The organism is Bacillus infantis (assembly GCF_008180445.1).
Taxonomy (GTDB): domain Bacteria; phylum Bacillota; class Bacilli; order Bacillales; family Cytobacillaceae; genus Bacillus_AB; species Bacillus_AB infantis_B.
On sequence record NZ_VTER01000006.1, the window covers coordinates 205396 to 232026 of the forward strand.

The following is a 26631-nucleotide window of genomic DNA, read 5'->3' on the forward strand; positions in this document are numbered from 1 at the left end:
GGCATGGTGTAAAAGGCAATAAAAAAAGCCGACGGATAATCCGTTCAGCTTCGCTTACAGAACATAAAGGTAAACACTGAGAAAGTGGGCCATGCTGCCCATCATAATGAATACATGGAAAATTTCGTGGAAGCCCATATGCTTGAATTCCAGGAACTTTGGCTTGACTGCATAGATGATGCCTCCGACCGTGTAGAAAATCCCACCAAGCAATAGAAGGAACACGCCATGAAAGGACATGGCTTCTGACAGCGGCGAGAAAGCCAATACAATGATCCAGCCCATTGCGATATACAGGACAGTTGAAAGCCATCTTGGGCAATTGAACCACACCATTTTGAAAATGACGCCGCAGACGGCTACAAGGGTGACAATGGAAAAAATGACCCAGCCTGTTGTGCCGTTCAGGCTCACAAGGCAGAATGGAGTATAAGACCCGGCAATCAGAACAAAGATCATTGAGTGGTCAAGCCTGCGCAGGAAAGCAATCACCTTATCCTTTGCAATCACCATATGATAGGTTGCTGAAGCAGAATACAAAAGAATCATGCTGACGCCAAAAGCGATAGAGGATGCGATTGCAACTGGAGATGAAGTTTCCATCGAGGCTTTGATGACCATTGCCAGCAGGCCGATGAACGACAGGATGGCGCCAGCAAGATGTGTGAGCCCGTTGATTGGCTCGCGGATATAAGAATTCAAGACGATTCCTCCTTACATAACGATACGTAGTATTGATAACTACTTATCATGATATAACGATTTTACCTTCCCGTCAACAAATAGTTCTCACTTATGGTAAAATAAAGGAAGCGCACTACATAGAAAGCTAGAGGTTAAACAATATGGATAAAAACAATATAACAGAGCTGATCGAATCCCTTGGCTTTGAAAAGCAGCTTTTGCCTGAAGAGCTTCCAGGCATTGATCTTTATATGGATCAGGTGATCCAGCTATTTGAGAACACATTTGGCTCTGCCACCCGCAATGAGGAGGAAAAGGTCCTCACCAAAACGATGATCAACAACTATGCCAAAGGAAAGCTTTTCACCCCGGTCAAAAATAAAAAATATTCCCGTGAACAGCTCATGATGATCAGCCTCATCTATCAGCTTAAAGGGTCCCTGTCCATTCAGGATATCAAACAGACCCTGGATGGGGCCAACAATAAGGCATTAAAAGGGAATCTGCGGATCGAGGACTTTTACAGCAGCTATCTCCAGCTGGCAGAACAGAATCTGTCAGGTTTTAAAGAAGATGTCCCGCTCCGCGGCCGCCTGGCACGTGAACAGGCAGAACAGCTGGAAGCCGGCAGCAGTGAGCTTGAACAGATCCTCCTGATTCTCTCACTCGTGCATATGGGCAATATGTACAGAAGGACAGCTGAAAGGCTGATCGATGAATTAGGCGGAAATCCTCCAGCCCCAAAAGGGTAATACCCGTTCACCTTCTTTTTAAACCACAAAGGCCGGAGGAGAAATTATGCTGGATAAGCTAAACAGATTTTTACAAAAATTCATGCCGTTCATGACGCCTCTGGCCGTCCTTCTCGGCATTACATTTGCAGATCAGCTTCATCATCTTGTCTTTATCGTGCCATGGCTATTTGCTTTCATGACATTTTCCGGAAGCCTCGGCTCAAGCTTCAGCGATTTGAAGAAGGTCATTTTGCACCCGCTTCCGATCATCATCTGCCTGGTGCTCCTTCACCTGGTGATGCCGGCAGCAGCATTTGGCGCTGGAGCCCTGTTTTTTCCGGATGATGCCTACACTAAGACAGGTTTGATCCTTTCCTTTGTCATTCCAACCGGCATCACCAGCCTCGTCTGGGTGACTCTTTATAAAGGCAAGACCTTCTTGACTTTATGCATCATTCTTGTCGACACTATGATCGCCCCGTTTGCAGTGCCATTCATTCTGCATCTCTTTGCTGGTGCATCGGTAGAAATGAATGCAGCCGATATGATGGGAGGGCTGATTTGGATGATTGTGCTCCCGTCAGTTGCGGGAATGGCAGCAAATCAGCTGTCTAAAGGCACAGCCCCGAAAAAATTAAATCCATTCCTATCACCTTTTTCCAAAATAGGCATCGGGGTGGTAGTCGCCATTAACAGTTCAGCGATTGCCCCGTATCTTGAGACACTTTCCAGCAAACTTGGGGGAATAGCAGCTGCTGTCCTTATGCTTTCTATTACTGCTTACCTTCTCGGTTTTCTCGCAGGGAAGGTCATGAAAGAAGAAACAGCAGGAATTATCTCTCTTACCTATAACAGCGGCATGAGAAACATCAGTGCAGGTGCCGTACTGGCCATTGCCTATTTTCCGGCCCCGGTGGCAGTCCCGGTTATCATGGGCATGCTGTTTCAGCAGATTCTGGCTGCTTCGGCCGGCAGCCTCCTTAACCGCATGAATCATCAGCAGAGGGAGATGCCGGCTACTAAAGCCGTTTAGTATAAAGGAGGCAAATATTAATGATCAATCGCCTTTCAAAGACAGGCAAGACACTATATTTCCTGGGCATGGCCCTTTTTGCAGCTGGTTTTGCCGTCAATCCGCTGCTTGATATCGGGGATGTGCCGGAAGCTGCAAGCAATCTGTCCGTACCTGTCATTATAGGAGGAATCCTCCTTATAGCGGCCTCAAACTTCTTTAAAAGAAACAATTAGACAGAAAGGCAGCAGCAATGAAAAACACAAAAGTAAAAAGATATGAAGCAGATTTATACAGACCCATACAAAAGCATTTTTCTGCACTCGGCTACGAGGTTTATGGAGAGGTTCATGATTGTGATGTTGTGGCTGTGAAAGAAGAGGAGCTCATCATTGTTGAGCTGAAGCTCAATCTGACAGTCGAGCTGCTTGTGCAGGCGGCCAAAAGGCAAAAGCTCTCCGACCAGGTATATATTGCGATCCCAAAGCCTAAATACAGGCTCCGCTCGAAAAAGTGGAATGATATCAGCCATCTCATCCGGCGGCTTGAGCTCGGCCTTATTATAGTTTCTTTCCAGGCGGGTTCCGCCAAAATGGAAATCCTGATGGAACCGGGAGCATTCGACCGCAAAAAAAGCATCCGCCTGAATAAAAAAAGGAAAGAAAAAATGCTGTCCGAAATCAGCGGGCGGAATGGAGACTATAATGTGGGCGGAGTCACCCAGACAAAGATTATGACTGCCTACAAGGAGAATTGCATCCACATCGCATGCTGCCTGAAGCGCTTTGGCCCCTTGTCGCCAAAGAAGCTCCGCGAAATGGGCACCGGCGATAAAACCCAATCAATCCTCCATAAAAACTACTACAGCTGGTTTGAAAGGATCAGCCGCGGAACCTATTCCCTTACAGAAAAAGGGAGGAAAGAGCTTGAAAGTCATCCTGATGTAGCAGGGTATTATTCCGGGGGATTGAGTTTTTTAAGTGAAAATAGCGATTAGCCATGGCCATGACGGCTGCGGCTTTTTTTGTATGGACTGATAGTATTATTGGCTATGGCGGTTCTTTGAGAGAAGGGAGGGGAAATCAGGGCTGGTACATGACTCCCCATTCTAACGGGTTGTACTGTATTACATTGGGCTTATCAGGTACATGAGCCGGCAGTGCAAGGGGAGTCATGTACTCCGTCAGGCTCCTGGGGTACATGATCCGGCCGTGCAAAGGGAAGWCATGTACTTCATCAGGCTCCTGGGATACATGACCCGGCCGTGCAAAGGGAAGWCATGTACTTCATCAGGCTCCTGGGATACATGACCCGGCCGTGCAAAGGGAAGTCATGTACTTCATCAGGCTCCTGGGATACATGACCCGGCCGTGTAATGGGAAGTCATGTACCCCAACAGGCTCCTGAGATACACGATCCGGCTGCCAAAAGGGGAATCATGACTCCACTCAGCCTGATTCCAGACTCCCCTCATATTTGTCACTCCTCCTCCAGCCACATTAAAAAGAAAAACAAGCCTTTAATTCACCTTTTGTCTGTTCTGAACCCTTTTGATTAATTCCTCGATCCGCAGATGATGATAAATCGTCATTCCAATGATGATCAGGCTGAAAAAGCTTGAGAGAATGACTCCTGCACTAATCATTTTCCTGTTTTTATCCCCGAACACAAATAACACCTCCCTGATTCCATTTATTTCACCGGATTTTCTGGCCGCCGATTAGAAACGATAATCTTGTATAGTGTTTGTCGGATAAATGAGAGTGATTCATTTTTCTCTAAGAGGGAGGCAGAAAATGAGCAGTGCTAGTTGTGATCCAAGCAGTTCAGGTAAAGGAAGCAAGGGAGGGAAGGAAGGAAATCTGAAATGGTGGCAGCTGTCCTTGACAGGGGTAGGCTGTACAATCGGGACCGGGTATTTCCTGGCCTCTGCCATCGGCATCAAGATTACTGGCCCATCCATCGTCTTTTCATTCATTCTGGCTGCAATTGGAACTTATATAGTTTTTAACCTGCTTGCAAAGATGACTGCAAAGGACCCGCAGGAAGGATCTTTCTGCTATTATGCAAAAAAGGCTTATGGAAAATGGGCGGGCTTCAGCTGCGGCTGGAATTATTGGACCTCTAATATTCTGATCATGGGCAGCCAGCTGACTGCCTTATCCATTTTGTCGAGATTCTGGTTCCCGGATGTGCCATTATGGGTGTTTGCAGCCGGCTATGCCATTTTGTCCATCCTTGTTGTACTGACTGGTACAAAAGGCTTCGATAAGATAGAGGATATCCTGGCAGTCGTAAAGACGGCAGCCATCATCATGTTCATCATTCTGGCGGCAGCCGCCATGTTCGGCTGGCTGCACAGCGATGCGGACCGGCCAGGGATCCCGGACTCTGCAGGTGCTTTTTTTGAAGACGGTTTTAAAGGCTTCTGGTCTTCCCTTATTTATGCTTTCTATGCCTATGGGGGGATTGAAGTCATCGGGCTGATGGCCATGCATCTGAAAAAGAAGGAAGATGCACCAAAGGCGGGGAGTGTGATGCTGATCCTCCTGGCATCTATTTATGTGATCTCCCTGGGGCTTGCTGTCGCGATGGTGCCGATTGATGCTTTCCATGAGAAAGAAAGCCCGTTCATTACGGCTTTGTCGAAAAATCATCTGCCATTCTTTCCGCATGTTTTTAACGGGGCAATCATCATTGCCGGGTTTTCAACCATGACTGCTTCACTCTTCGGAGTGACCAATCTTCTTGTGACACTGGCTAAGGATGGGGATGCACCGGCTTTTTTCGGAAAAAAAATCAAAAAATTGAAGGATTTGCCCCTGCCATCCCTGGGGCTGGCTTCTGTCGGGCTGCTGTTATCGATTATCACCGCCCTGCTACTGCCGGGTAAGATTTATGAGTATATTACAACAGCGGCAGGGATACTGCTTCTATATAATTGGTTTTTTATCGTCATTTCTTCATTTAAGCTTCTCAAAGCGAAGATTTGGAGCAAGTTGATGGGTTCGGCGGCACTGCTTCTGATCCTGGCAGCCGTCAGCGGCACTCTGCTTGAAAAAAATATCCGTCCCGGATTTTTCGTTAGCCTGGGCATCATTGCTTTGATCGCCATTGCAGTGTTAATTATGAAGAAAAAGGTCTGGGATTCCAATCCAACTGAGAATACCGGCTGAAACAGGATGAGCGGCACCATGGGCATTTGTCCGGCATATATTATGCTGAAAGCAAATGAACGGGGTGCTGCCTTTTGTTTATACGAAAAGCGAATCGGGCTGAAACAGAACAGCTGCTTTATACAACCGTGCATGTGATGGAGGAAAGCTCAATGGGGCATCTCCAGAATGATCCCCAAAAAGGATTGGGTGCATTTATTCCGGCGCTGCAGAATGGGGCGTTCTTTTATGTGGCAGTCCACGATTACAATATCCTCGGCTGGCTGATGGCAGGAAGGGATTCAAATCCTGTAAATGGAAACAATGCGGCATTTTTGTATTCCCTTTATGTGTTCCCGCCATACAGAAAGCTTGGAGTTGGGCGGAAGCTGATGTCCCATGCGGTGGAAGTGTTCAGGCGGGAGGGATATGAAAAGGTGCAGCTGAATGTTTTTCAGGGAAATCCGGCCAAGAGGATGTACGAGGAAATCGGCTTCCATGATATATCTACAGTGATGGAAATTAAGTTTTAGGCTCTGTAAAAGTCTGTTGCTGATAAGATTAAATGGATCTTTATTTGATTGACCAGCAAGCCTTAAAATAAGCGGGAGTTTCTCCGCTTATTTTTGTGCCTGTCACAGCTTCCCTCATTCCGCGAAGGTCCGCTCCTTTTATAGGTGTGCGCGGATTGTTTTTACATAGACTTTACCGATCTGGTCCGTCAGTTTAGCAAGCAAATATGTAAAATGGGACTTCCGCAGATGATGAAGTTTCATATTTTATCAGTAATTTCCAACATAGAACTTTAACAGAGCTAAGTTTTAAAGATACTATTTCCCATCATCTTCCTTTTGGTTTAAAATAAAACAAAAAGGAGGGGGAGTATGGCGGCCTTCATTACAGGGAAATTGCTTTTAATAGCCTTGCTTCTGCTGGTCATCACGGCTGTAGAAACACTGGCTTATTCGGCAAGGCTGTCAGGGGCAAGGGTCGGCCTTATTGCCACTGCATTATCCCTTTTCAGCTCCATTGTCCTCATATCCAGGTTTTCCACTCTTTTTCAGCAGCCGATGACAGCAAAATTGGCCGATTTAGCTCCTGAAGGGGACAAGCTTGGTTTTCTGGAGGACCAATACCGATTCCTTTTATTTGTATCATCTGCCGGGGTCGTGCTGGGCATATTGCTGTTCCCGACCTTCATCGGCATTTTTTCGCGGACCATTGTCCAGCTGTCGGAAGAAAAAGGATCTTATATCAAAGTGCTGAAAAAAGGGTTTACCATAGCAAGCCTCAAAAAAGCAGCCACCTGCTTTCGTTTTCCGAGGCTCTCTTATCTGGACGGCATCACTTTTCAGACGGTTCCTAAACGCTTATTTGCCGTTAATGTCCTGATTTCGGGGATTTATACAGTGGGCATCCTTGCAGCATTGTATGCTTCAGCGCTCGCTCCTGAATACCAGGGGGCAGCCATGATGTCATCAGGCATCATCAATGGCTTCGCCACCATTCTGCTGACCCTTTTTGTTGATCCGAAAGCCTCTATACTCGCTGACAGGGTCGCCAATAAAAAGGCCGGCTATGTATATTTGAAGAGCTATTCACTGACCATGATGACAAGCAAATTCGCCGGGACGCTGTTTGCACAGGCATTATTCCTGCCCGCTGCCTATTATGTTGCCTGGTTTTCGAAATGGATCTAAGCCGGATGTTCATAGCTTGCCAAACTAATACAGGGGGGAAAATCATGGGATATATAATGGATTTAAGAAAGGTGGTAGGGACGCGGCCGCTTATTGCTGCGGGAAGCAGTGTCCTGCTGTTGGATGGAATGGACAGGCTGCTGCTGCAGCTGCGAAAAGACAATGGCTGCTGGGGCCTTCCAGGCGGATCGCTTGAGCCGGGAGAGTCACTCGAAAGCACAGCACTCAGGGAGCTGAAGGAAGAGACAGGCTTTCATGCCGATGATCTTTCATTTTTCAAAGTATATTCCGGTGAGGAGTTATATTATAAGTATCCTCATGGCGACGAGGTTTATAATGTCATTGCCGCTTATATTTGCACGGAATATCATGGAACTGCTGCACCTGATGCTGAGGAGGCTGAAAAGGTGGAGTTTTTCCCGCTGGACCAGCTGCCTGAAAATATCAGCCCTCCAGATAAGATGGTCATAAATGATTTATTGGAAACAAAGCGTGCTATTCATTCTTCTGTCCTATAGAGGCCTCCCGGGTCTCTTTTTTTGTTCACAGTCCGATAAAGGTTGCTATTTAATGAAGCTATCGCAGATAATAGGAGTATTGTCCAAAAGAAAGCAGGGATTAGATTGAATTTTAAACAACTCGGGATCTCAGATCCTCTTATACATAAACTGGCGGCCCAGGGAATTGATGAACCGACCGCTGTTCAGGAAAAAGCGATTCCAATCGTATTGGAAGGCAGGGATATCATCGCCCAGGCACAGACAGGCACAGGAAAAACGCTGGCGTTCATTCTTCCTATCCTGGAAAAAATAGATCCGTCTAATGGAAGCACGCAGGCACTGATTGTCACGCCGACTAGAGAGCTCGCACTGCAAATCACTTCTGAAGTGAAAAAGCTGATCGAAGGGATGCCGGACTTGAATGTGCTTGCCGTTTATGGGGGCCAGGATGTCGAAAAGCAGCTGCATAAACTGCAAAAACAGACACAAATTGTAGTGGCTACCCCTGGCCGTCTTCTTGATCATCTCAGGAGGGGGACTGTCCAGCTCGAGGAGGTATCGTTCCTTGTCCTTGATGAAGCAGATCAGATGCTGCATATTGGTTTTCTGAATGAGATGGAACTGATTATCAGCCAGACGCCTGCTTCAAGGCAGACGATGCTGTTTTCAGCCACCATGCCTGACGATATCAGGAAATTGTCCAAAAAACATCTGAAGGAGCCGGAGAGCATACGCATTGAAAAAACATATGTTCCCGAAAAAGCGATCGAACAGCTGGCTATTTTTACGACAGACCGAGCCAAGCAGAATGCCCTTATCAGCAGGATCAGGGAAGACCGGCCATTCATGGCGATCATTTTCTGCCGGACGATCCGCAGGGCCACAAAATTATACGATGCCTTGAAATCACAGCGGTTCTCATGCGAAGAACTTCATGGGGATCTTACCCAGGCGAAACGTGAAAAAGTCATGAAAAAGTTTCGTGATGCTGAAATCCAGTTTCTGATTGCAACCGATGTAGCGGCCAGGGGCCTTGATGTGGAGGGCGTGACACATGTATATAATTATGACATCCCACAGGACAGCGAAAGCTATGTTCACCGCATCGGCCGCACCGGGCGCGCAGGCAAAGACGGCCTTGCTGTTACTTTCTACGCAGAAAAAGATGAGGCGGCTTTAAAAGCGATCGAGCAGGAGCTGAACATAAGACTGCCTAAAGAAGAAAGCGCTGCGACAGCCAATTCAACAGCTGATGGGGAGAAAAGCAGCAGTGGAGATAAACCTAAAAATCGTTCTGACAGGGACCGCAGGGCTGGCGGCGCTGAATCACGGAGAAGGACTGGAGGCCGGAGTGAAGGACGGGGGAGCCGGGAAGTCCGCAGCACCCGTTCAGGGGAGAGGCGCACCCGTTCGAATGAAGCACGCAGAGCCGATGGCGAAAGCCGCAGCTATTCACATGATGAGCGGAGAGAGAATGGTCGCCGATCAGGGGACAGGCGCTCTCTTAGTGATGGCCGGAAATCGTCAGGGGGAAGATCTGCTGAAAGAAACCCAAGGCCTGATGGCACACATTCAAGCGGGGGTCGGAGCCGTGACAGCCAGCGCTCCAGAAGATCAGATGGAACAGGCAGCCGCAGAGAACAGGGTCCTGCTTCGAATGGAAGCCGGGGCCCTGGCCGCGGCAGGAGGTAATGAGAGAAGGCCGAAATTTGGCCTTCTTTTTTGTGAACATTTTTTTGATCCATTCTCACCTTTCATTTAATATATTGCTCAAAATACCTCCAGCGAAAATCTTTTCTCCTAAACAGCTGAAGCGCAGGCCTGCCTTGGCTTGGAACTGTTTAGAAATCGGGAATACCAATTGCCCAAAAAGCTCCTTTTTTCTCCATTATCCATAAGTAATTAAGCCCAATTTAGATAAAAAATGGAACCTTTGCAATCGAAAAAATGTCTAATGTGCAAAGGGAGGAAGATAAATGTGTTTTCAGAAAAAGACATTATTCTTGCCAAAAAAGGAAATGAGGAATCTTTTGTCAGACTGATCGAATCTTGCGAACTCTCGCTTTACCGGGTGGCGCGCGGCCTGTTGTCCAATGATAATGATTGTGCAGATGCCATTCAGGAAACGATCCTGAAGAGCTTCCGCAGCATCCGCAAACTGAAGCAGCCCAAATATTTTAAAACCTGGATCACGCGCATCCTCATCAATGAGTGCCATAACATCCTGAGAAAAAAACAAACAGTCGTGCCGGTGGAGGATATTGAATATTATCTATCAGACCGGTTTCTCGGCGATCCGGCCCAAAGCATTAGCGAAGCGATCGGTGAGCTGGATGAAAAACACCGTGCCCCAGTCATCCTTTACTATTATGAGGATTTCTCCGTCAAGGAAATTGCAGAACTGCTGGAAATCAGCACAGGAACAGTAAAATCAAGGCTGAACCGGGCGAGGGCCAAATTGTCTGTCTATCTTTCTGAGGAAAGGGGGATCGGCAATGCATGAGAAATGCAAGGATGAACAGCTGAAAAGGATCCTGCAAAATGAGCCGCCATATCTGCCGCACTCTATCAAACAGCAAATACACTTCACTTTATACCGCCTTCCCAAACAAAACAGGACCCTATCCATTGTGATGCATTATTTAATGTATGGAGCAATTTTTGTCCTGGCCGCACTTATATTTCTATTCTTTTTCCTTTGGAACGCTGAAAAAACTAAACAAACAGCCTATGAAGAGAGCTATAACAGAATTTTGGATGCAGATACCTATTTCTCTTGCCAAAAAGGAGGGAATAGCATGCCCCAGCCCGAATAGTGAGACAAACTGCTTAAAAAAAAGAGGAGTGCTGTAAATGAAAGCTTTCCTGCTGATCATCATGACTATTTTAGGCATAGCATTGTCCTGTAAAGGCATAGAGCTTATGCACCTAGGGACAGATGTTGATGGAGACGGAATCGGCATACAATTCCTGGGCTTTGAAACGGCTGACAGCCTTTCCGGACAAAATATTCCAAAAGCTGCTGCAGCCTTTCTTGCAGCTGGAATCCTGCTGGTGCTGTATGGCGTTATTTCAGCATTATGTTTAAAAAGGCCGTCTGAGCGGAAAAGATGACAACAAAGAGTTACTGAATAACGAAAGGCAGGTAATTCTATGACAAAGGAAGGTCTGATGGATCTCAGCCTGATCATTTTTTTCAGTGCCCTGGCCATATGTTTGATTTTTCAAGGTTCCTGGCTTGCCGGCACTGCGTTTTTCTTCATGCTGGTTTCCAGCATAACCACTTTGGGAAGCTTCTTTCTCAAAGAAAAAAGCCGCTAGTCCAGTGATCTGCCGGATGCAATCCATCCGGTTTTTTTCATTGAAAGAAAGAGGAGGAATGGGGCTATGTTCCCGGAGTGTAAAAAGGCAGCTGGATGGATGGACGGATTTGAGAAGCCCTGGTTTGTTGCGGGCGGCTGGGCGATTGATCTTTTTATAGGGAAACAGACCAGGCCGCATGCAGATCTGGAAATCGGCATATTCCGGGAAGACCAGAAAGCTTTGAAGGGCCAACTCGCAGATTGGGAGTTTCGCAAGGCAGTCAATGGGTCTCTCATCACCTGGAATGGAGAATATCTCAAGCTTCCGGTACATGAAATTCACGCAACAGATCGTGTACATAATCAGCAGGCGGAAATTCTCCTGAGCGAGCGTGAAGAAGGCAGGTGGATCTTCCGCCGCAACTCTGATATTTCCTGTCCGGCTGCCGAAGCCATACTGTTCACAGAAGATGATATCCCCTACCTGAATCCGCAAATTGTCCTTCTTTTCAAGCTGAGAGCCCGTCCCAAAGATCAAGCAGATTTTCATGTTGCGAGGGATTTTCTCAGCAAGGATCAAAGGTATTGGCTGAAGCGATCCATCCAGCAAATGGACATTCACCACTCCTGGATTTCCTATTTATAGAAGGAGATTACGAATCTAATGAAGAATTGGTAGAGGACTGCCAATTAGGAGGAGAGAAAATGGAAGCATTGCTGGTGATAGATGTGCAGAATGGTATTGTCAGGACAGGGGATTTTTCAGATGAACTGCAAAAAATGGAAAAAGTCATAATGGATTTTAAAGACAGGGGCAGACCGGTAATATTTCTTAAGCATATGGATGGCGTTGAAGAAAGCCCGCTGTATGAAAAAGGTGAAGGAGCTGAAATCATCGCGGAATTTGCCGATTATCCAGATTATGTGATTGACAAAAGGACCCCGAGTGCCTTTTTTGGGACGGATCTGGCAGAGCTGCTGCAGAAAATGGATGTCGAAAAGCTGGTGATCACCGGCTTCAATACAGAATTCTGCTGTCTTTTTACAAGCATCAGCGCCTTTGACAGGGGATATAAAGTAACTTTCATTGAACATGCTACAGGCACTGTAAATAAAGATGAGACATATGAAATGCCCGGCCTTGATATCAAGGATTTCATCGGGACGGTCCTTCATTGGTCTGACGTTATCGAGGTGCTGGATTTTGAGGAATATGAAGAGATTTATCTGAAAGTGACAGAATCTTAAAGTGAAGCAGCACCCCTGACAGGGGAGCTGCTTTTGATTTTTATCTGACCCTCAAAGGAAGCTCTTTAACACCTCTGACAATCATGCCAGGGCGCCACTCCAGCTCATCCGGTGAAGCATTCAGCCCGATTTCCGGGAACCTTTCCAGCAGGGCAAGAATGGCTATCTCACCTTCTAAACGAGCCAGTGGTGCACCGAGGCACAGGTGGATGCCCTTGCCAAAAGCAAGATGGGGGCTTTTCTCCCGGGTAATATCCAGGACGTCCGGATCTGCAAATTTCTCATCATCGCGATTGGCAGAATTCAGTGCAGCAATGACCAGCTCGCCTTTTCTGATCGTTTGCCCCTGGAATTCGACATCCTCTATTGCCCAGCGCGATGTGCTGTATTCTACAGGCCCATTGTAGCGCAGAAGCTCTTCTACGGCATTATGGATGAGTTCCGGCTTCTCCCTCAGAAGCTTTAGCTGGTCAGGATTTTCAAGCAGGGAGAGGATCCCGTTTCCAATCAGGTTGACGGTCGTTTCATGGCCAGCAATAATCAGCAGGGAGACGACGCCATACAATTCCTTTTCTATCAGCTTATCCCCGCCTTCTTCAGCATTGATAAGCTGGCTGATCAAGTCATCACGCGGATTTTCGCGCAAAAATGCAAACCATTCGCCCAGATACTGGACAAATTCATTCATATGCTGCTGGATTTCATTCCAATTCTCGCCATTTGACCCTTCTATCAAAGAGTTGGACCAGATCCTGAATTTGTCCTGGTCTTCTGCTGGGACACCAAGGATTTCCGAAATGACGATGATCGGAAGGGGGAAAGCATAATCATCGATCAGGCTGATTTCTTCCTTGTTTTCCATCCTGTCGAGAAGCTCGTCCGCTATTTCCTTGATCCTGCCGCGCATGTTTTCTATCATCCTGGGAGTGAATGCTTTCTGGACCAGGCCGCGCAGCCGTTTGTGGTCAGGAGGATCAGAGAATAGCATATTCTCTGTGAAAATGCTCTCATGGTCCATCTGGCCGCCGTAAAGTTTTGAAAAGTCCTTGATGAAGCGCTTGTCCTTCAATGCTGCAACTGCGTCTTCATATTTCGTAACGACCCAGCCTGTCTGTCCGTCAGGCATGACGGTTTTATAAACCGGCTGCTCTTCTCTGAGCTTCCGGTAGCCGGGATAAGGGTTTTGGATAAACTCTTTTGAAAAGATCCTGTATGCTTCCGGGTTGTCTTGATGGTTTCCGTTAAACACGCTAATCGCTCCTTTGCTAGTACATCTAATGCATAAAATAAGCGTAGCATAAAGAGGATGTTAAAATATAACAAAAACCATCAGACTGCTGAAATTTCGTGCCAATGTCTCAGATAATCAATCAGGAATATAGGCTTATTTCCAGAATTTCCAGCCTTTTTTTGCCTTTTCCTCTGCAGCAGCTGCCTGGCGGAAGCCGACGACAAAATCCTGGAAGATATCTTCCCGCTGTTTGATATCCACCCGATATTGCTCTCTCTCCTCATTCATGGCATGAAGATAGGCATCACGGTCCTTATTCAGTGTATCAATGAGGCTGGTAATCTCGTGATTCGTTATTTCCGCAGATTTTGAAATATAGTGGATCATCGTTTTGAATTCTTCAGAAGCCGCTTCCGAGGAATCCGACACACGGGACGTTAATTGGCGGATCTGCTCAGAAGTGCCTTCCGAAGCCCTCGCAACCTCTTCTGAAAAGGCTCCGAATGTTTCGGAGGTATCTTCTGAAACCTGTTCGATTTTGTGAGACAGGCTTTTAAGCTGGGATTTCGTGCCTTCAGCTGTTTTATAAATAGAATCGGATATTGTTTTGACTGTATGCACAGATCCCCTGGTAATCTCTTTTTTTACTTCTTCAAGCACTTCCTTTCGGATGCCATTCCTGATTTCTGAACGGATATCAGCAAGAAAGCTTTCTTTGTAGCTATCAAGGGCTTCCATAAAGAGTTCCATATCATTGACAGGATTGGCCTCCAGGCTTCTTGTAACGGCAGGAGGGGATGCGGGCAATGTGCCGGCATCTTCTTCGCCGCGCCCGTCCAGGTGGATCTGCATAAGATGGCGGATCATTTCCTTGCTGAGGTTCTTCTCGCGCATCTCTTTAATTTTTCCCAATAGTTCAATTTCTGTGTCAGTAAAAAAGCGCACACCCTGCTTGGACCGGGGAATAACAAGAAGGCCATTCAAATCTTTTTCCCATTGCCTGAGCGTCCCGGAAGGAACTCCTATTTTCTTCGATACCTCTTTAATCGTGTAAGCTTTCATAAATTGAGTTTCCATAATGAACACCCTTTCAATTATATTGAATATAAAACATGATTTTGCCTAACGTATGAGAGCCGGTTTTATCATTGCCTGTTATATTCCGCAGTGCTGTCTTTATTCCTGCCGGCTGACAAAAGCTCACAAAACTAGACGGAATCTATCATAGAATGAGAAATAGCACGAAACTGGCCGAAAAGAGGGAGGAGGATGGCAAGACAAGCCGGGGCGCCCTAAACGATCTTGACTGTAAAAGAAGGGAGGGATTGTGTCAGAAAGATTAAGTTCACTTTAAAATTTAGGCAAATATCTTGAAAGTCCCCTCTTCAGACATAATAATAAAAATAATATTGCTAGAATGTATGCAACTAAGGAGAATTTGCAGATGAACAAAGCTTGGGGAATCGCTTTTGCCGCCACAGCGGGTCTTTCTATTACTCTGGGAGGCTACCATTGGATGGATGCAGAAAACGAGCAGCCGGGAAAGGCCCTGGCAGCAGAATTACATAGTAAAGCAAAGAATGCGCCGTTAACGAAGAATGAAATTATAAAGGAGGAAGTGATGCTGGATGTCCCGTTGTTCAACCAAATGGCCGCCCCGCGGCTTTATAACGGCTGTGAGGTGACTAGCCTTGCCATGCTTATGAATTATAAAGGCTATAAGGTTACGAAAAATGAATTGGCAAATAAGATAGATATCGTACCGCTCCGCTATGATAACGGCAGCTATGGCAGCCCGAACACAGGGTTTGTGGGGGATATGGCCAACGGACCTGGCCTTGGCGTCTACAGCGGGCCCATTTTCAAGCTGGCCCAGTCTTATGCCGGTGATAAGGCGGAAAACCTGACAGGCCGGGACTTTGAAGAAATCCTTAAAAAGGTTAGTGAGGGCTCGCCCGTATGGATTATAACAACGGCAAGTTTGACGCCGGCTGCTTCCTTTGAAAAATGGGACACGCCCGAGGGAGCGGTAGAGGTCACATTCAACATGCACAGCGTAGTGATTACTGGCTTTGATGAAGATCATATCTATGTTAATGATCCTTATGGAACGAAAGACAGAAAAGCTGAAAAAGAAGCTTTCGTCGAAGCATGGAAGATGATGGGCAGCCACGCTGTAACTGTAAATTAAAGCAGAATAATAATATAGTTCCTGATCAGAGCTTTCTTGTAGAAATATTGTAAATGGCATATGAGTCAGCATACATTTCACTTCATAAAACATAGGGTGTTATTTAACTTTTTTAATATGTGAATGAGATCTGCTCATACAGCTACGATCAATCTTAACAGATACAACAGCCGGGAAATTAAAAAGTGAGTAACAAGTGATAGGCAATAAGGGGAGATTTTACAGTTAATTGCAGATCAGAAATGGTTTTTGGGTAAAATAAAAGGAGTTTTTCCCTCTATGGGGATAAAAGCAATCTATTTTCCGCGTTTCCGATTACATAAGAGGAATTTCTCCCTCTATATTAGGTGTTTTCAGGACAATTAGCAAAATAAGGGGAGTTTTTCCCTCTATAATACTCTGTTGCAGAATTGCCGTTAAACTTTTTGATTTTTAAACAATGAAGTCAGGATCACAGTTCAACCATTCAGCGATTGAGAGCGTTTAATGAATAAAGTCAAGAAAGTAAAAAGCCTGGGGACATCCCAGGCTTCTTTGGTGTGTTAATTACCCTGCTATTTACATAACGAAAACGCATGTTTATTGGGCTGTGATTTTTACATTATCTGAACTGCTATGGTCATAGTCAGGCCCTCTTTACCGTTCTCCTGCGTGTCCGAAGGCGGAAATACCAGCGCAGTGCAGGGGGGACGGCGAAAAAGATAAAAAAGATCCTGAAAAGCTGATAGCCGGTGACTGTGGCCAGGTCAGCATGAACTTCATGTGCCAGGATCCCCATTTGGTCCATTCCGCCTGGAGCAAGGCTGAGAAAGCTGGTGGCGGATGAAAGATCATACTCGAATGCCAGCAGTATACTCAATAAAAGGGATATTCCGATAAGCAGAGCGCCGCTTAAAAGGGCAAGCGAGATGGTTTTGGTTTTGTGATGGAGCTTTTCCGGCCTCATAAGGAGGCCGATATGGCCGCCGATGAAAAACTGGGACAGATCAAGCAGGGAAGGAGGAAGCGCAGGTCCTCTCGTAAAATATATCCCGATCAAAGCGGTTGCGACAATGGGGCCGAGCAGATACGGTGTCGGCAGCCTTAATTTTTTTCCCAGATAAGTACCTGCCAGGGAAGCAATGATAAAGGGGATAACAGCCGGAAACAAGGTACTCCAGCCTGGTATTTCTTCCTGCACACTGACAGCTGTCCCTGCTTCTCCTGATAAAAGCGGACCTAATACTAAAAAAGGGACAAAGAAGACAATCATCAGCAGCCTTGCAACCTGCAGAAAGGTAACGGTCGTCAAGTCAATGCCTTCTGATTCTTCTGCAAAAACAAGCATTTGCGAAAGCCCGCCAGGAATGCTGCCTGTAAGGACCGTCGGGAAATCAATACCGGAAATGCGTGAGACGATGACGGCAAGGAGGACCGAAAATGCAATGGTAAGCAAGGTCATGGCCAGCATGCTTGGCAGTTTGCCAGACATCTGGCTGACTGCATCCTTTGTGAATGACAAACCGATGCTGTATCCGACCATCAGAATACCGGCATCCCTCAGCTTTCTTGGCCATTCCAGCTTGTAGGGAACGAACCGGCTGGCAGCAAGAATGGCTGTCAGGCTGCCAAGCAGCCAGGGAATCGGCAGGTGAAGGACGGTAAAAATGATACCGCCGGCAAGAGCGATGAAAAAAGCAGCCAGGAACCCCTTATTATTGGAAATGATTTGCATGTTGCAACCTTCTTTGTTTGTTTAGTTTTCCTATATATATCTTACCATTTTTTTGCTGACACCCCAAGAAGTGCGCTTTACTGCTGTAATCTCTCCATAGAAAAAGCGCAAGCCATATGGCCTGCGCTTTCAGCTGCATAAGCAGCTAAGTTTCCCCTAAAGGGGCACGGAAGGTTCAGCTTTGCGGCCGAATCGGTTCTAAGTCCACCGATTAAGCACCAGGGTTCCTTGTGAACGGAAAACAAAAGAACCTTCCATTAAGATGCCAAAACCAGAAGTCGCTGCTAATCGATACATCGTTTATCAGTCCCTTCGATAGATTGGCTTTCCTTTTTTCTCTACCCCAGGACAAACTCATAAAACATATAAATCTTGCAATCAGAAGATTTATACAATTAAACCTCTCATGAGTGCTATAATATATCAGTAGTGTTAATTTTTTCCTTGTGTTTAAAAAGGGGGGAAGCGTGCTATGACTGGTGAATTAATTCTGCTGGTTGATGATGATCCTGATATTCAGGATATTCAAAAGGCTTATTTATCCAAGGAAGGCTTTAGGCTTGCCTTTGCAGCAACAGGTGCAGAGGCGGTGCGGCTGACAGGAAGCCTGGAGCCGGACTTGATCATCCTGGATGTGGCGCTGCCGGATGTGGATGGATTTGAGGTTTGCCGCATCATCAGAACGAAGACAAAGGTTCCAATCCTTTTCCTTAGCGGAAGGGAAGATGATATAGATCAGATAATCGGACACAGGATAGGCGGCGATGACTATATAACGAAACCGTTCAGCCCGCCAGTGCTCGTTGCAAAGGTAAAGAGCCATATTAGAAGATACAAAGAGCTGTCAGGAAGCCCAACGGCTAGTAATGGACAGGCAATATTATTTGGAAAGCTGGCAATTGACAGGGACTGCTGTGAAGTGACGAGGGAAGGAAGGCCCATCTCTCTGGCTGCAAAGGAATTTCAGCTGCTCTGCTGCCTCGCTGAAAACGCCGGCCGTGTCTTCAGTGCAGACCATTTATTCGATTCCATTTGGGGAAAAGACAGCTTTGGGGATAACAGGACTGTCATGGTCCATATCAGCAATCTCCGCAAGAAAATCGAACAGGACCCGTCCCGGCCGGAATATATTATCACAGTCAGGGGCATGGGCTATAAATTTAATGGAGGTTGAGGTTTTTGGCGGCTTGGAAGAATTCCCTGACTTCCTCAGCCGTCATGCCGAGCTTTCTTGCTTCTTCCATTAAACATATCCATTCATACAAATCCTGTTCATAAGAGAGCGTTTTCTCATCCTTCTTCATGCTATACCTCCAGACCATTCTTCTCGTTGGCTATATTATAAAATGGAAAGTTAAAGTTTTATTAAAGCCGTATTAAAGTTTCGCTTAAATAAGAGGGTGACCACTATGATTGAGAACATTAATATACCTGGATACCGGCTGATTGCCGCAGAAACTGAAAATGAAGAATTTATTTTCCTGAAAGGCTACTCGGTCAAAGGCAGGGAGCAGGTGCTGATTAAGACATACAAAAACGATGTGCTGTCAGATATGGAGATCGCTGCTCTTATTCACGAATACCAGCTTACAAAGGAAATGGAAGAAGACAGCATCCTAAAAGCAGAAGAGTTAATCATACATTTAAAAAAGCCCTATCTGGTCTGCAAATACTTTCCTTGTATAACTCTAAGGGAACTCTTTAGCACAAGGAATGCCGACCTTACAGAGATGCTGGACATTTCAGCAAAACTGGCAGGGGCAATCATGCAGGTACACCAGCAGCATATTATCCATAAATCGGTCAATCCGGGGAATATCCTTTTTAACCCCGTTGTTGGCAATATAAAAATTACGGGTTTCGGCCAGTCGACGCTATTAAAGGAAGAACATCCTGCCTTGAACGCTGCCAGACTGGCCAATTTGGCTCATTTGCCTTACATATCCCCTGAACAGACTGGAAGATTGAACAGGCTAGTTGATTATCGTTCAGATTTCTACTCAGCAGGAATCGTATTTTACGAATTATTTACCGGTGAATTGCCTTTCAAGGCCAAGGAACCGCTTGAGCTTGTGTACGAGCATCTGGCAAAAAGTATAAAGAATCCCTGTGACTCAAATCCTGATCTTCCACCCGTAATTGCGTCTATCATCATGAAACTGCTTGAAAAAATGCCTGAAAATCGGTACGGCAGCGCTTTCGGGATACGCGCCGATCTTCTCCGCGCCCTCGAAAATCAGAAGTCCGGGAAGCAGCAAGAAGTTTATCCGCTTGGGAAATACGATGACAGTATGCTGTTTGAACCCGGAAGGAAGCTGTATGGACGTGACACTGAAAAAGCACAAATCCTTCATGTTTTTGAGGAGGTCAGCCGGGGAAGTACAGGCGCCGTGTTCCTGCCGGGTTCACCGGGGATGGGAAAGACGGCTCTTGTACACGAGATCCAAAAGCCGCTCATCCGGGAAAAAGGCTATTTTGTTTCCGGAAAATATGACATGCTGCAAAGGCAGATGCCTTATGCCCCGATCATTGCAGCATTCCGTTCTCTCGTTCTCCAGGTCATGCTTGAGAGTGAAAGCCGCAGAGAGAAGTGGGCATCTAAATTGAAGGAAGGCTTTTTCGGAAATTATGCAGTCCTTTTCCCGGTCCTGCCAGAGCTGGGCTTGCTCATGGGAGAGCAGGTTGAAGAAGAGCCAAATGGAACAGACGCCCATCAGCAATTTTTGTTTCATATCCACCAGTTTATATGCCTGTTTGCAGATGAACAGCATCCGCTTGTTCTCTTTCTTGATGATCTGCAGTGGGCGGATATTGCTTCGCTGGAGCTGATTGAATATCTTCTGCTGAAGGGCATGATTCCCCATTTTATGCTCATTTGTGCATACAGGGACAACGAAACAGGGCCCAGCCATCCAGTAAGAAGGACACTTGCCAGGCTGAAAGAAGGAGAAGCAGCGATTCATCATATCCCGGTCCGCACGCTCAGTCAAAAGGAGATTTATGCATGGATAGGAAATGCCCTTAGAGATGATGGGGAAACAGTTTTGGAACTCGGAGGGCTTTTATACAGGATAACCGGCGGAAACCCGCTGTTCATCAGCCAGCTTTTATTTTCCTATTTTGAGGATGGCTTCATTGCCAGGGATCCTGCAGAAAGAAAATGGAAAGCTGATATTGGAAAGATAATGGAAAGGCCAGTGGATGACGGAATATCCGGTTTTATGCTGGACCGTTTCCAGAAGCTGCCTGAAAAAGCAAAAGAGGTTTTAAAGGCTGCCTCCTGCTTTGGTAACAGATTTGATTTCAAAACTCTTTCCCTCCTGTTCAAAGACCGGGCAGGCTGGCTTGCTGAATCCCTTTGGCTGGCCCTTGAATCTGGCTTTATTCTCCCTAAAGATCCTTTATATAAATATATTCATTCAAGCGGCTATGTGAATGCTATGCCAACAGAGTACAGTTTCCTTCACGATACCGTCCAGCAGGCAGTCTATCAGTCTATGAACCTGGAAGAACAGAATGCCTCCCATTTGAAGATCGGCAGGCTGCTTGTCGGCATGAAGGAGCATACACCGTCCCGCCGTTTCCAGATTGTCCACCATTTGAATATCTGCAGTGAACAGCTTGAAATGAAAGAAAGGGCTCAGCTGGCAGAATGGAATGCCGCTGCAGGAGAACTGGCCAAGGATGCTGCAGCCTTCCGGGAAGCACTCTCTTATTTCCGGGCTGCACTTGAGCTCGCCGGGGAAGATTGGAACGGGAAATATGAACTGACTTTCCGCATATTCAAAGGTCTTGGTCAATGCTTTTATTTGACAGGAAAATTGGATGAAGCTGAAAAAACCTTTGCTATAGTGCTTGAAAATGCAAAAACTGATTATGAGAAGTTATCAATCTATAATCTGCAGATCACTTTATTCACTCATATGCACAGGGTGAAAGAGGCGGTCAGCTCAGGAATAGAAGGCCTTAAGCTTTACGGGATCACTTTTGCACCAAGCATCGGCAAACATGCTATTGTGCTGGAGCTCCTCCGTGCAAAATTTGCTTTGCGCGGCAAATCACAAGAAGATATTTTGTCCCTTCCGGAGATGCTGGACCGGGACAAAAGGCAGATCCTGCAGACGCTCATCAACCTGAACGCTCCATCCTACCATGCAGACCAGAATCTTGCCACCATGCTGATGCTGAAGGCATTGAACTACACGCTCAGTAACGGATTGACCGACTTAAGTGCCCTTGTATTCAATAATTACAGCCTGATATTAAGCGCGGGATTCAGCGATTTCAAAGGCAGTTATGACTACGGCAGGCTGGCAATCAAACTGTCTCAGCATTTTGGGGTCACAGGCATTAAAGGCCGTGTGCAGTTTGTCTTTGGAAGCTTTGTCAGCCACTGGAGAAACCCGATTTCAGAAAATCTCCACCACCTTACGGATTCACAGAGATACTGTCTGGATGCAGGAAATATCCATCTTGCCGGTGCCAATAGTTCATTCATCGTCATCACATTGTTTATGAAAGGATCGCCGCTTGAAGAGGCGCTGGATGGGATCCGGAATCAGATCAGGTTCGTCAATAGGATTCAGTATCCTATTTCAATCGGTTTTTTGACTGAGATGGAGGAATGGGTCCTCTATTTGAAGAAGGAAAAAGAGAATCATGACTGGACCTTTACTCCTGTGCTTGATGATGACTCCGCAAAAATCATCCATTATACGATCCGGCTGCAGATCAGCTATCTATTTCAGAAAACTGAATATGCCGATGAACTGATTCAGAAACTGGAACCGCTTATCAGCAAAAGGCTGACACTTGTCATTGTACCTGAATACCATTTCTATCATGGTTTATGGCTTGGCCGTTTTTATGAACATGAAAAACAGAAAAAGAAAAAAGATCTCCATTTGGCTAAACTGAAGGATGCTATATCAAAAATGAAACGGTGGGCAGCTCTTTCCCCATCGAATTTCCTTCATAAATACTTGCTCTTAAAAGCAGAATACCGAAGGATTGCCAAGAGAGATTCCAGTCTTTTTAATATTTATGATGAAAGCATTCAGGAGGCCGAAAAGAACGGCTTCCTGCAGGATGCTGCCATTGCAAATGAATGTGCAGGCCGCTGCTTTTCTGCGATGGGATATAGCAGGATGGCAAGCTCCTTTTTCTCAGAAGCTTTTAAAGGATATCGTCTTTGGGGTGCAGAAGCCAAGGCAGATGATCTTCGGAAAAAGGCTAAAATTTCTTTACTGAAGGAACCGGAAACCAGTCATTCCTTTCAGTTCGATGAGTATGCCCTTGTTTCCGCCGCCCAGAGCATATCCAGGGAAGTAGTGCTTGAAAATCTGCTGGCCCGGCTTATGGAGGTTATCATGCATTACAGCGGAGCAGACAGGGGGATTCTGCTCTTTAAGCGGGATGGAATTTGGACGATCGGGGAGTATGCCGGTGCGGGTGAACGGCCAAAGCGCTTCGAGCCGGTCCAAGGAAGAGAAATGCTGTCCGAACAGGCAATAGAACTTGCAGAGCTTAGCAGAGAAGGAATCATTCTTGATCATGCCTGTGAAAACAGTCTGATTTCAGGGGATCCTTATGTCAAAAGGATGCTGCTGAAGTCGCTCATATGCCTGCCGATCCTGAATAAGGGTGAAGTAAAGGGTATGATGTACCTGGAAAACAATCAGATTTCGCATGCATTTACAAAAGAAAATCTCCGGGTCCTTGAATTGATTGCATCGCAGGCAGCCATATCATTGGAAAATGCAGATTTGTATGAGAGGATGGAAGCAAGGGTTGCCCGGCGGACCGAAGAGCTGAATGAAGCAAATATCCGCCTGGAGAGGGCCAATAAAGAACTCGACCGCTCACGGCAGGCAAAGAACACTATATTATCAGACATTTCTCATGATTTAAGGTCTCCGCTTGCTGCCGTCAAGGGCTATATAGAAGCTGTGCAGGAGGGTATTGCCGAATCAGAAGAGCAAAAAAGAGAATTTCTTCAGCGAAGTGTCAGCCGCCTGAATGAACTGAATGTCCTGATCCAAGACTTGTTTGATCTTTCCCGTATGGAGGCTGGACAAATGCGGTTTGAGATGGATTATCTGCCCCTTGGCCAGATGCTGGCCAATATTCAGAAGCAATTCAAATTTGAAGCTGAAAAGAAAGGACTTTCTTTTGTCCTGGATCTGGAAAACACGAATGTTGAAGATGTTCCGCTGGTGGAGGCAGATCCCGCCCGTCTGCTGCAGGCCTTCTCCAATCTGGTCTCAAACAGCATCAAGCATACAGAGACTGGCGGTTTGATCCTGAGTGCCAGGCTGGTATGCCAGGACCTTGTCAGAATATGCCTGTCAGATACTGGCAGCGGCATCCCGGCTGCAAGGCTTCCATTTATTTTTGACAGAAATTATACCAGGACAAGCAGTAACAGCAGGACAGGCGGAAATGGCATCGGCCTTTCGATTACAAGGGAAATCATTGCAAGGCATAACGGGAAAATTTGGGCCGAGAGCAATGAAGGAGAAGGGACTTCCGTTTTCATTGAACTGCCAGTCTACCATTTTTCCGCAGAAATGGTCTAGTAAATGATTATCGCTTTACGCCAGGCTCAAAAAAAGATACTATGTAATTGTCAATCTAATAAGCAACTACTGGGGGTGCCTGCGGAAAGCAGGCTGAGAGAAAAACTGGCCCGTTTTTTAACCCTTTGGACCTGATCTGGATGATGCCAGCGTAGGAAAGTAGCGAAGTGGAACTATTTGCTATATTTTTATGCACAATTGCCAGGTCCTTTTCAGGGCCTGGCTTTTTTGTTGCTGAAAGGAGAAAAGGGAATGAATTCATTAGAAATAGCCGGGATGCTGGAAAAGCTTAGGGCTGAAAAGCCGCTTGTACATAATATCACCAATATGGTTGTCACCAATTTTACCGCTAACGGCCTGCTGGCGCTGGGGGCCTCGCCTGTCATGGCTCATGCTGCAGAAGAAGCTGCCGATATGGCCGGCATTGCAGGAGCGCTGGTCCTGAACATCGGCACTCTTACTGCCCCTGTGGTGGAATCTATGAAACTTGCGGGAAAATCAGCGGGCAGAAACTCATTGCCGATCATCCTTGATCCGGTCGGGGCAGGTGCAACAGCTTACAGGACCGAAACAGGCAGAAACCTTCTCGAAGAGCTGCCGATCTCCATTTTACGCGGCAATGCTGCTGAAATATCCCACCTTGCCGGAAAAGGAGGAGAAATTAAAGGTGTTGACGGCGGGGAAGCCGGCAACCCGGAAGAGACATCCCTTCTTGCTGCAAAACTTTTCAACACCGTAACTGTTATTACAGGGAAGGAGGACATCATTTCTGATGGAATAACAGTTGTCCGCATCACTGGCGGAAGCAGTCTCCTTACGAAAGTTACAGGAACAGGCTGCCTGCTGTCATCTGTCATAGGCGCTTTCCATGCAATTGAATCAGACTCACTGAAAGCCGCGGCGGCTGCACTGGCTGTATACTCTGCAGCGGCAGAAATGGCTGCAGAAGCAGCGGGAAGCAAAGGCCCCGCAACATTTCAAATCGAGCTGCTTAACAGCCTTGCCCTGCTTAAGGGTGAGGATCTTGAAGCCAGGACGGACATTACTGTCCTGAAAGGAGAAATATAAAATGCATATTAAGAAAGCATTGACGATAGCGGGTTCGGACAGTGGAGGCGGAGCCGGAATCCAGGCTGACCTTAAGACCTTCCAGGAACTTGGTGTCTATGGCATGTCAGCACTGACAGCAATCACCGCTCAGAATACAACTGGCGTGCAGGCGGTCTTCCCAGTGACGGCAGAAGCTGTCGGTAAACAGATAGAGAGCATTGGAAGCGATATGGGGACGGACGCCTTGAAAACGGGCATGCTTTTTGATGCAGACATCATTAAAACTGTTTCTGCTGTAATCAGGCATTATCGATGGACAAAGGTGGTCGTCGACCCAGTGATGATTGCCAAGGGAGGGGCTAGCCTCCTGCAGGAAAGCGCCATGGCAGCCCTGAAGGAACATCTGCTCCCGCTCGCACTTATCATCACGCCTAATATTCCTGAAGCAGAAGCATTAACCGGCATGAAAATCTCTTCTTTAGCCGAACGGAAAGAAGCAGCCAGGAGATTATGTGCACTCGGCGCTGACAATGTGATTATTAAAGGGGGACATGATACAGAAAATCAAGAAGCTGCTGCTGATTTGCTTTTTGATGGAAACAGCTTTGATGTGTTTGAAGGCAGGAGGGTGGATACAGTCAATACCCATGGGACCGGCTGCACCTTTTCAGCAGCAATCACGGCAGGACTGGCGAAGGGGCTTTCTGTAAAGGACAGTGTCCGGCTTGGAAAAGACTTCATCCAGGCAGCCATCGAAGATGATCTTCTCCTTGGAAGCGGCCATGGCCCGACAAACCACTGGGCATATAACAATAGACAGAAAGCAGAGGGCTTGGCATATGGCGCGAATTGACAGTGAAAGAATGAAAGAGCTGTTAAAGGTCTATTTTATCATGGGAAGCACGAACTGCGTTAAGAATCCGGAAATGGTTATGAAAGAGGCGATTAAAGGCGGGATCTCCCTGTTTCAGTACAGGGAGAAAGGGGCAGGATGTCTTGACAGACAAGAAAAATACGTGCTTGCAGAGCAGCTTCAGCGGATATGCAGGACCGGCGGCATCCCTTTTATCATCAACGATGACATAGAACTGGCATGTGAAATCGGCGCAGACGGCGTCCATATTGGGCAGGAGGATGAGCCGGCCGAAGCAGTACGGGAGAAAATCGGTGATAAGATTTTAGGGGTATCTGTCCATACACTTGTGGAAGCTAAAGAAGCCGTCAGGGCTGGCGCAGATTATCTGGGTCTTGGCCCCATCTATCCGACGTCAACAAAAGCAGATGCCAAGGCGGTTCAGGGTATGGCCCTCATACAGGAATTGAGAGGGTCTGCCATCACAATGCCAGTTGTAGGAATAGGCGGAATCACTCCGCGCAATGCAAGTGATGTGATTAAGGCCGGGGCAGACGGAGTTTCTGTCATAACAAGCATCAGCCAGGCTGCAGATATAAAGGAAGCTGCTGCAAGACTTAAAAGAAGTGTGACGATATAGAAGATTCATAGCCTGCAAATGTGTGCAGGCTATGAATCT

Annotated in this window: 27 protein-coding genes and 1 riboswitch; of the genes, 21 read left to right on the forward strand and 6 right to left on the reverse strand. The window is 46.6% G+C overall.

Going from position 1 to position 26631, the window contains the following annotated elements:
* Nucleotides 1-54: 54 nt before the first annotated feature.
* Nucleotides 55-702: a PAQR family membrane homeostasis protein TrhA gene (gene trhA, locus FZD51_RS12330; protein WP_148975050.1), complete on the reverse strand. Its 648-nt coding sequence runs from the start codon at nucleotides 700-702 to the stop codon at nucleotides 55-57.
* Between the two features lie 143 nt (nucleotides 703-845).
* Here trhA and FZD51_RS12335 point away from each other — a divergent pair, with 143 nt between their 5' ends.
* From FZD51_RS12335 to FZD51_RS12350, 4 genes are read left to right on the forward strand one after another with little or no spacing between them, the layout of a single operon-like run.
* On the forward strand, nucleotides 846-1436 hold the full coding sequence (locus tag FZD51_RS12335) for a DUF1836 domain-containing protein (RefSeq protein WP_187445733.1): 591 nt from the start codon (nucleotides 846-848) through the stop codon (nucleotides 1434-1436).
* A 46-nt stretch (nucleotides 1437-1482) separates the two neighbouring features.
* Entirely contained in the window at nucleotides 1483-2451 is a 969-nt protein-coding gene (locus tag FZD51_RS12340) for a bile acid:sodium symporter family protein (protein ID WP_148975051.1), read from the forward strand.
* 20 nt (nucleotides 2452-2471) lie between these two features.
* On the forward strand, nucleotides 2472-2666 hold the full coding sequence (locus FZD51_RS12345; protein WP_148975052.1) for a hypothetical protein: 195 nt from the start codon (nucleotides 2472-2474) through the stop codon (nucleotides 2664-2666).
* 17 nt (nucleotides 2667-2683) lie between these two features.
* Nucleotides 2684-3427 carry a DUF2161 domain-containing phosphodiesterase gene (locus tag FZD51_RS12350; protein ID WP_148975053.1) on the forward strand — a complete coding sequence of 248 codons (744 nt, stop codon included), beginning with the start codon at nucleotides 2684-2686 and terminating at the stop codon, nucleotides 3425-3427.
* Between the two features lie 522 nt (nucleotides 3428-3949).
* On the opposite strand, the gene FZD51_RS26175 is transcribed toward FZD51_RS12350, so the two are convergent.
* Entirely contained in the window at nucleotides 3950-4099 is a 150-nt protein-coding gene (locus FZD51_RS26175; protein ID WP_187445734.1) for a hypothetical protein, read from the reverse strand.
* Nucleotides 4100-4226: 127 nt separating this feature from the next.
* Between FZD51_RS26175 and FZD51_RS12355 the strand changes: the two genes are divergently transcribed.
* The 11 genes from FZD51_RS12355 (at nucleotide 4227) to FZD51_RS12400 (ending at nucleotide 12335) form a co-directional block, all read left to right on the forward strand.
* Nucleotides 4227-5606 carry an amino acid permease gene (locus FZD51_RS12355; protein ID WP_148975054.1) on the forward strand — a complete coding sequence of 460 codons (1380 nt, stop codon included), beginning with the start codon at nucleotides 4227-4229 and terminating at the stop codon, nucleotides 5604-5606.
* A gap of 74 nt (nucleotides 5607-5680) precedes the next feature.
* Nucleotides 5681-6118 carry a GNAT family N-acetyltransferase gene (locus FZD51_RS12360; RefSeq protein WP_148975055.1) on the forward strand — a complete coding sequence of 146 codons (438 nt, stop codon included), beginning with the start codon at nucleotides 5681-5683 and terminating at the stop codon, nucleotides 6116-6118.
* 351 nt (nucleotides 6119-6469) lie between these two features.
* The gene (locus FZD51_RS12365) at nucleotides 6470-7285 is read left to right on the forward strand and encodes a lipid II flippase Amj family protein (protein WP_148975056.1); all 816 of its coding nucleotides are present in this window, start codon (nucleotides 6470-6472) and stop codon (nucleotides 7283-7285) included.
* Nucleotides 7286-7329: 44 nt separating this feature from the next.
* Nucleotides 7330-7803 (forward strand): NUDIX hydrolase, encoded by a 474-nt coding sequence (locus FZD51_RS12370; protein ID WP_148975057.1) that lies wholly within the window; start codon nucleotides 7330-7332, stop codon nucleotides 7801-7803.
* A gap of 105 nt (nucleotides 7804-7908) precedes the next feature.
* The gene (locus FZD51_RS12375) at nucleotides 7909-9477 is read left to right on the forward strand and encodes a DEAD/DEAH box helicase (protein WP_426877703.1); all 1569 of its coding nucleotides are present in this window, start codon (nucleotides 7909-7911) and stop codon (nucleotides 9475-9477) included.
* A 286-nt stretch (nucleotides 9478-9763) separates the two neighbouring features.
* Nucleotides 9764-10288: a sigma-70 family RNA polymerase sigma factor gene (locus FZD51_RS12380; RefSeq protein ID WP_022543903.1), complete on the forward strand. Its 525-nt coding sequence runs from the start codon at nucleotides 9764-9766 to the stop codon at nucleotides 10286-10288.
* Nucleotides 10281-10601 carry a hypothetical protein gene (locus FZD51_RS12385; RefSeq protein WP_148975059.1) on the forward strand — a complete coding sequence of 107 codons (321 nt, stop codon included), beginning with the start codon at nucleotides 10281-10283 and terminating at the stop codon, nucleotides 10599-10601. The genes FZD51_RS12380 and FZD51_RS12385 overlap by 8 nt, the downstream gene beginning before the upstream one ends.
* 37 nt (nucleotides 10602-10638) lie before the next feature.
* Nucleotides 10639-10899, forward strand: a complete 261-nt coding sequence (locus tag FZD51_RS12390) for a hypothetical protein (protein WP_148975060.1) — start codon at nucleotides 10639-10641, stop codon at nucleotides 10897-10899.
* Nucleotides 10900-10938: 39 nt separating this feature from the next.
* Nucleotides 10939-11106, forward strand: a complete 168-nt coding sequence (locus FZD51_RS26180) for a hypothetical protein (protein WP_009793635.1) — start codon at nucleotides 10939-10941, stop codon at nucleotides 11104-11106.
* 66 nt (nucleotides 11107-11172) lie between these two features.
* The gene (locus FZD51_RS12395) at nucleotides 11173-11733 is read left to right on the forward strand and encodes a nucleotidyltransferase domain-containing protein (protein ID WP_148975061.1); all 561 of its coding nucleotides are present in this window, start codon (nucleotides 11173-11175) and stop codon (nucleotides 11731-11733) included.
* A 59-nt stretch (nucleotides 11734-11792) separates the two neighbouring features.
* Nucleotides 11793-12335 carry an isochorismatase family protein gene (locus FZD51_RS12400; protein WP_148975062.1) on the forward strand — a complete coding sequence of 181 codons (543 nt, stop codon included), beginning with the start codon at nucleotides 11793-11795 and terminating at the stop codon, nucleotides 12333-12335.
* A 40-nt stretch (nucleotides 12336-12375) separates the two neighbouring features.
* On the opposite strand, the gene FZD51_RS12405 is transcribed toward FZD51_RS12400, so the two are convergent.
* The gene (locus tag FZD51_RS12405; RefSeq protein WP_148975063.1) at nucleotides 12376-13584 is read right to left on the reverse strand and encodes a cytochrome P450 family protein; all 1209 of its coding nucleotides are present in this window, start codon (nucleotides 13582-13584) and stop codon (nucleotides 12376-12378) included.
* A gap of 135 nt (nucleotides 13585-13719) precedes the next feature.
* Nucleotides 13720-14643, reverse strand: a complete 924-nt coding sequence (locus FZD51_RS12410) for a MerR family transcriptional regulator (protein ID WP_187445735.1) — start codon at nucleotides 14641-14643, stop codon at nucleotides 13720-13722.
* A gap of 367 nt (nucleotides 14644-15010) precedes the next feature.
* Here FZD51_RS12410 and FZD51_RS12415 point away from each other — a divergent pair, with 367 nt between their 5' ends.
* Complete coding sequence (locus tag FZD51_RS12415) at nucleotides 15011-15757, forward strand: C39 family peptidase (RefSeq protein WP_262380900.1); 747 nt, start codon at nucleotides 15011-15013, stop codon at nucleotides 15755-15757.
* Between the two features lie 625 nt (nucleotides 15758-16382).
* On the opposite strand, the gene FZD51_RS12420 is transcribed toward FZD51_RS12415, so the two are convergent.
* Nucleotides 16383-17471, reverse strand: coding sequence for an AbrB family transcriptional regulator (locus FZD51_RS12420; protein WP_148975066.1), 1089 nt, complete (start codon nucleotides 17469-17471; stop codon nucleotides 16383-16385).
* A gap of 472 nt (nucleotides 17472-17943) precedes the next feature.
* Between FZD51_RS12420 and FZD51_RS12425 the strand changes: the two genes are divergently transcribed.
* On the forward strand, nucleotides 17944-18645 hold the full coding sequence (locus FZD51_RS12425) for a response regulator transcription factor (RefSeq protein WP_148975067.1): 702 nt from the start codon (nucleotides 17944-17946) through the stop codon (nucleotides 18643-18645).
* On the opposite strand, the gene FZD51_RS12430 is transcribed toward FZD51_RS12425, so the two are convergent.
* Nucleotides 18632-18775, reverse strand: coding sequence for an anti-repressor SinI family protein (locus FZD51_RS12430; protein ID WP_148975068.1), 144 nt, complete (start codon nucleotides 18773-18775; stop codon nucleotides 18632-18634). The genes FZD51_RS12425 and FZD51_RS12430 overlap by 14 nt on opposite strands.
* Nucleotides 18776-18880: 105 nt before the next feature.
* Here FZD51_RS12430 and FZD51_RS12435 point away from each other — a divergent pair, with 105 nt between their 5' ends.
* The 4 genes from FZD51_RS12435 to thiE all read left to right on the forward strand — a co-directional run bounded on the left by FZD51_RS12435 (nucleotide 18881) and on the right by thiE (nucleotide 26592).
* Complete coding sequence (locus FZD51_RS12435) at nucleotides 18881-24049, forward strand: ATP-binding sensor histidine kinase (protein ID WP_148975069.1); 5169 nt, start codon at nucleotides 18881-18883, stop codon at nucleotides 24047-24049.
* Between the two features lie 61 nt (nucleotides 24050-24110).
* Nucleotides 24111-24224, forward strand: a riboswitch (TPP riboswitch).
* A gap of 77 nt (nucleotides 24225-24301) precedes the next feature.
* On the forward strand, nucleotides 24302-25117 hold the full coding sequence (thiM, locus tag FZD51_RS12440) for a hydroxyethylthiazole kinase (protein ID WP_148975070.1): 816 nt from the start codon (nucleotides 24302-24304) through the stop codon (nucleotides 25115-25117).
* A 1-nt stretch (nucleotide 25118) separates the two neighbouring features.
* Entirely contained in the window at nucleotides 25119-25952 is an 834-nt protein-coding gene (gene thiD / locus FZD51_RS12445) for a bifunctional hydroxymethylpyrimidine kinase/phosphomethylpyrimidine kinase (protein WP_148975071.1), read from the forward strand.
* On the forward strand, nucleotides 25939-26592 hold the full coding sequence (thiE, locus tag FZD51_RS12450; RefSeq protein WP_148975072.1) for a thiamine phosphate synthase: 654 nt from the start codon (nucleotides 25939-25941) through the stop codon (nucleotides 26590-26592). The genes thiD and thiE overlap by 14 nt, the downstream gene beginning before the upstream one ends.
* The last annotated feature ends 39 nt before the right edge of the window (nucleotides 26593-26631 follow it).

Coding starts and splice junctions, on each gene's coding strand:
- FZD51_RS12335 (WP_187445733.1), top strand. CDS start 846: ATGGATAAAAACAATATAACAGAGCTGATCGAATCCCTTGGCTTTGAA.
- FZD51_RS12340 (WP_148975051.1), top strand. CDS start 1,483: ATGCTGGATAAGCTAAACAGATTTTTACAAAAATTCATGCCGTTCATG.
- FZD51_RS12345 (WP_148975052.1), top strand. CDS start 2,472: ATGATCAATCGCCTTTCAAAGACAGGCAAGACACTATATTTCCTGGGC.
- FZD51_RS12350 (WP_148975053.1), top strand. CDS start 2,684: ATGAAAAACACAAAAGTAAAAAGATATGAAGCAGATTTATACAGACCC.
- FZD51_RS12355 (WP_148975054.1), top strand. CDS start 4,227: ATGAGCAGTGCTAGTTGTGATCCAAGCAGTTCAGGTAAAGGAAGCAAG.
- FZD51_RS12365 (WP_148975056.1), top strand. CDS start 6,470: ATGGCGGCCTTCATTACAGGGAAATTGCTTTTAATAGCCTTGCTTCTG.
- FZD51_RS12370 (WP_148975057.1), top strand. CDS start 7,330: ATGGGATATATAATGGATTTAAGAAAGGTGGTAGGGACGCGGCCGCTT.
- FZD51_RS12385 (WP_148975059.1), top strand. CDS start 10,281: ATGCATGAGAAATGCAAGGATGAACAGCTGAAAAGGATCCTGCAAAAT.
- FZD51_RS12390 (WP_148975060.1), top strand. CDS start 10,639: ATGAAAGCTTTCCTGCTGATCATCATGACTATTTTAGGCATAGCATTG.
- FZD51_RS26180 (WP_009793635.1), top strand. CDS start 10,939: ATGACAAAGGAAGGTCTGATGGATCTCAGCCTGATCATTTTTTTCAGT.
- FZD51_RS12395 (WP_148975061.1), top strand. CDS start 11,173: ATGTTCCCGGAGTGTAAAAAGGCAGCTGGATGGATGGACGGATTTGAG.
- FZD51_RS12400 (WP_148975062.1), top strand. CDS start 11,793: ATGGAAGCATTGCTGGTGATAGATGTGCAGAATGGTATTGTCAGGACA.
- FZD51_RS12410 (WP_187445735.1), bottom strand. CDS start 14,643: ATGGAAACTCAATTTATGAAAGCTTACACGATTAAAGAGGTATCGAAG.
- FZD51_RS12415 (WP_262380900.1), top strand. CDS start 15,011: ATGAACAAAGCTTGGGGAATCGCTTTTGCCGCCACAGCGGGTCTTTCT.
- FZD51_RS12420 (WP_148975066.1), bottom strand. CDS start 17,471: ATGCAAATCATTTCCAATAATAAGGGGTTCCTGGCTGCTTTTTTCATC.
- FZD51_RS12425 (WP_148975067.1), top strand. CDS start 17,944: ATGACTGGTGAATTAATTCTGCTGGTTGATGATGATCCTGATATTCAG.
- FZD51_RS12430 (WP_148975068.1), bottom strand. CDS start 18,775: ATGAAGAAGGATGAGAAAACGCTCTCTTATGAACAGGATTTGTATGAA.
- FZD51_RS12435 (WP_148975069.1), top strand. CDS start 18,881: ATGATTGAGAACATTAATATACCTGGATACCGGCTGATTGCCGCAGAA.
- thiM (WP_148975070.1), top strand. CDS start 24,302: ATGAATTCATTAGAAATAGCCGGGATGCTGGAAAAGCTTAGGGCTGAA.
- thiD (WP_148975071.1), top strand. CDS start 25,119: ATGCATATTAAGAAAGCATTGACGATAGCGGGTTCGGACAGTGGAGGC.
- thiE (WP_148975072.1), top strand. CDS start 25,939: ATGGCGCGAATTGACAGTGAAAGAATGAAAGAGCTGTTAAAGGTCTAT.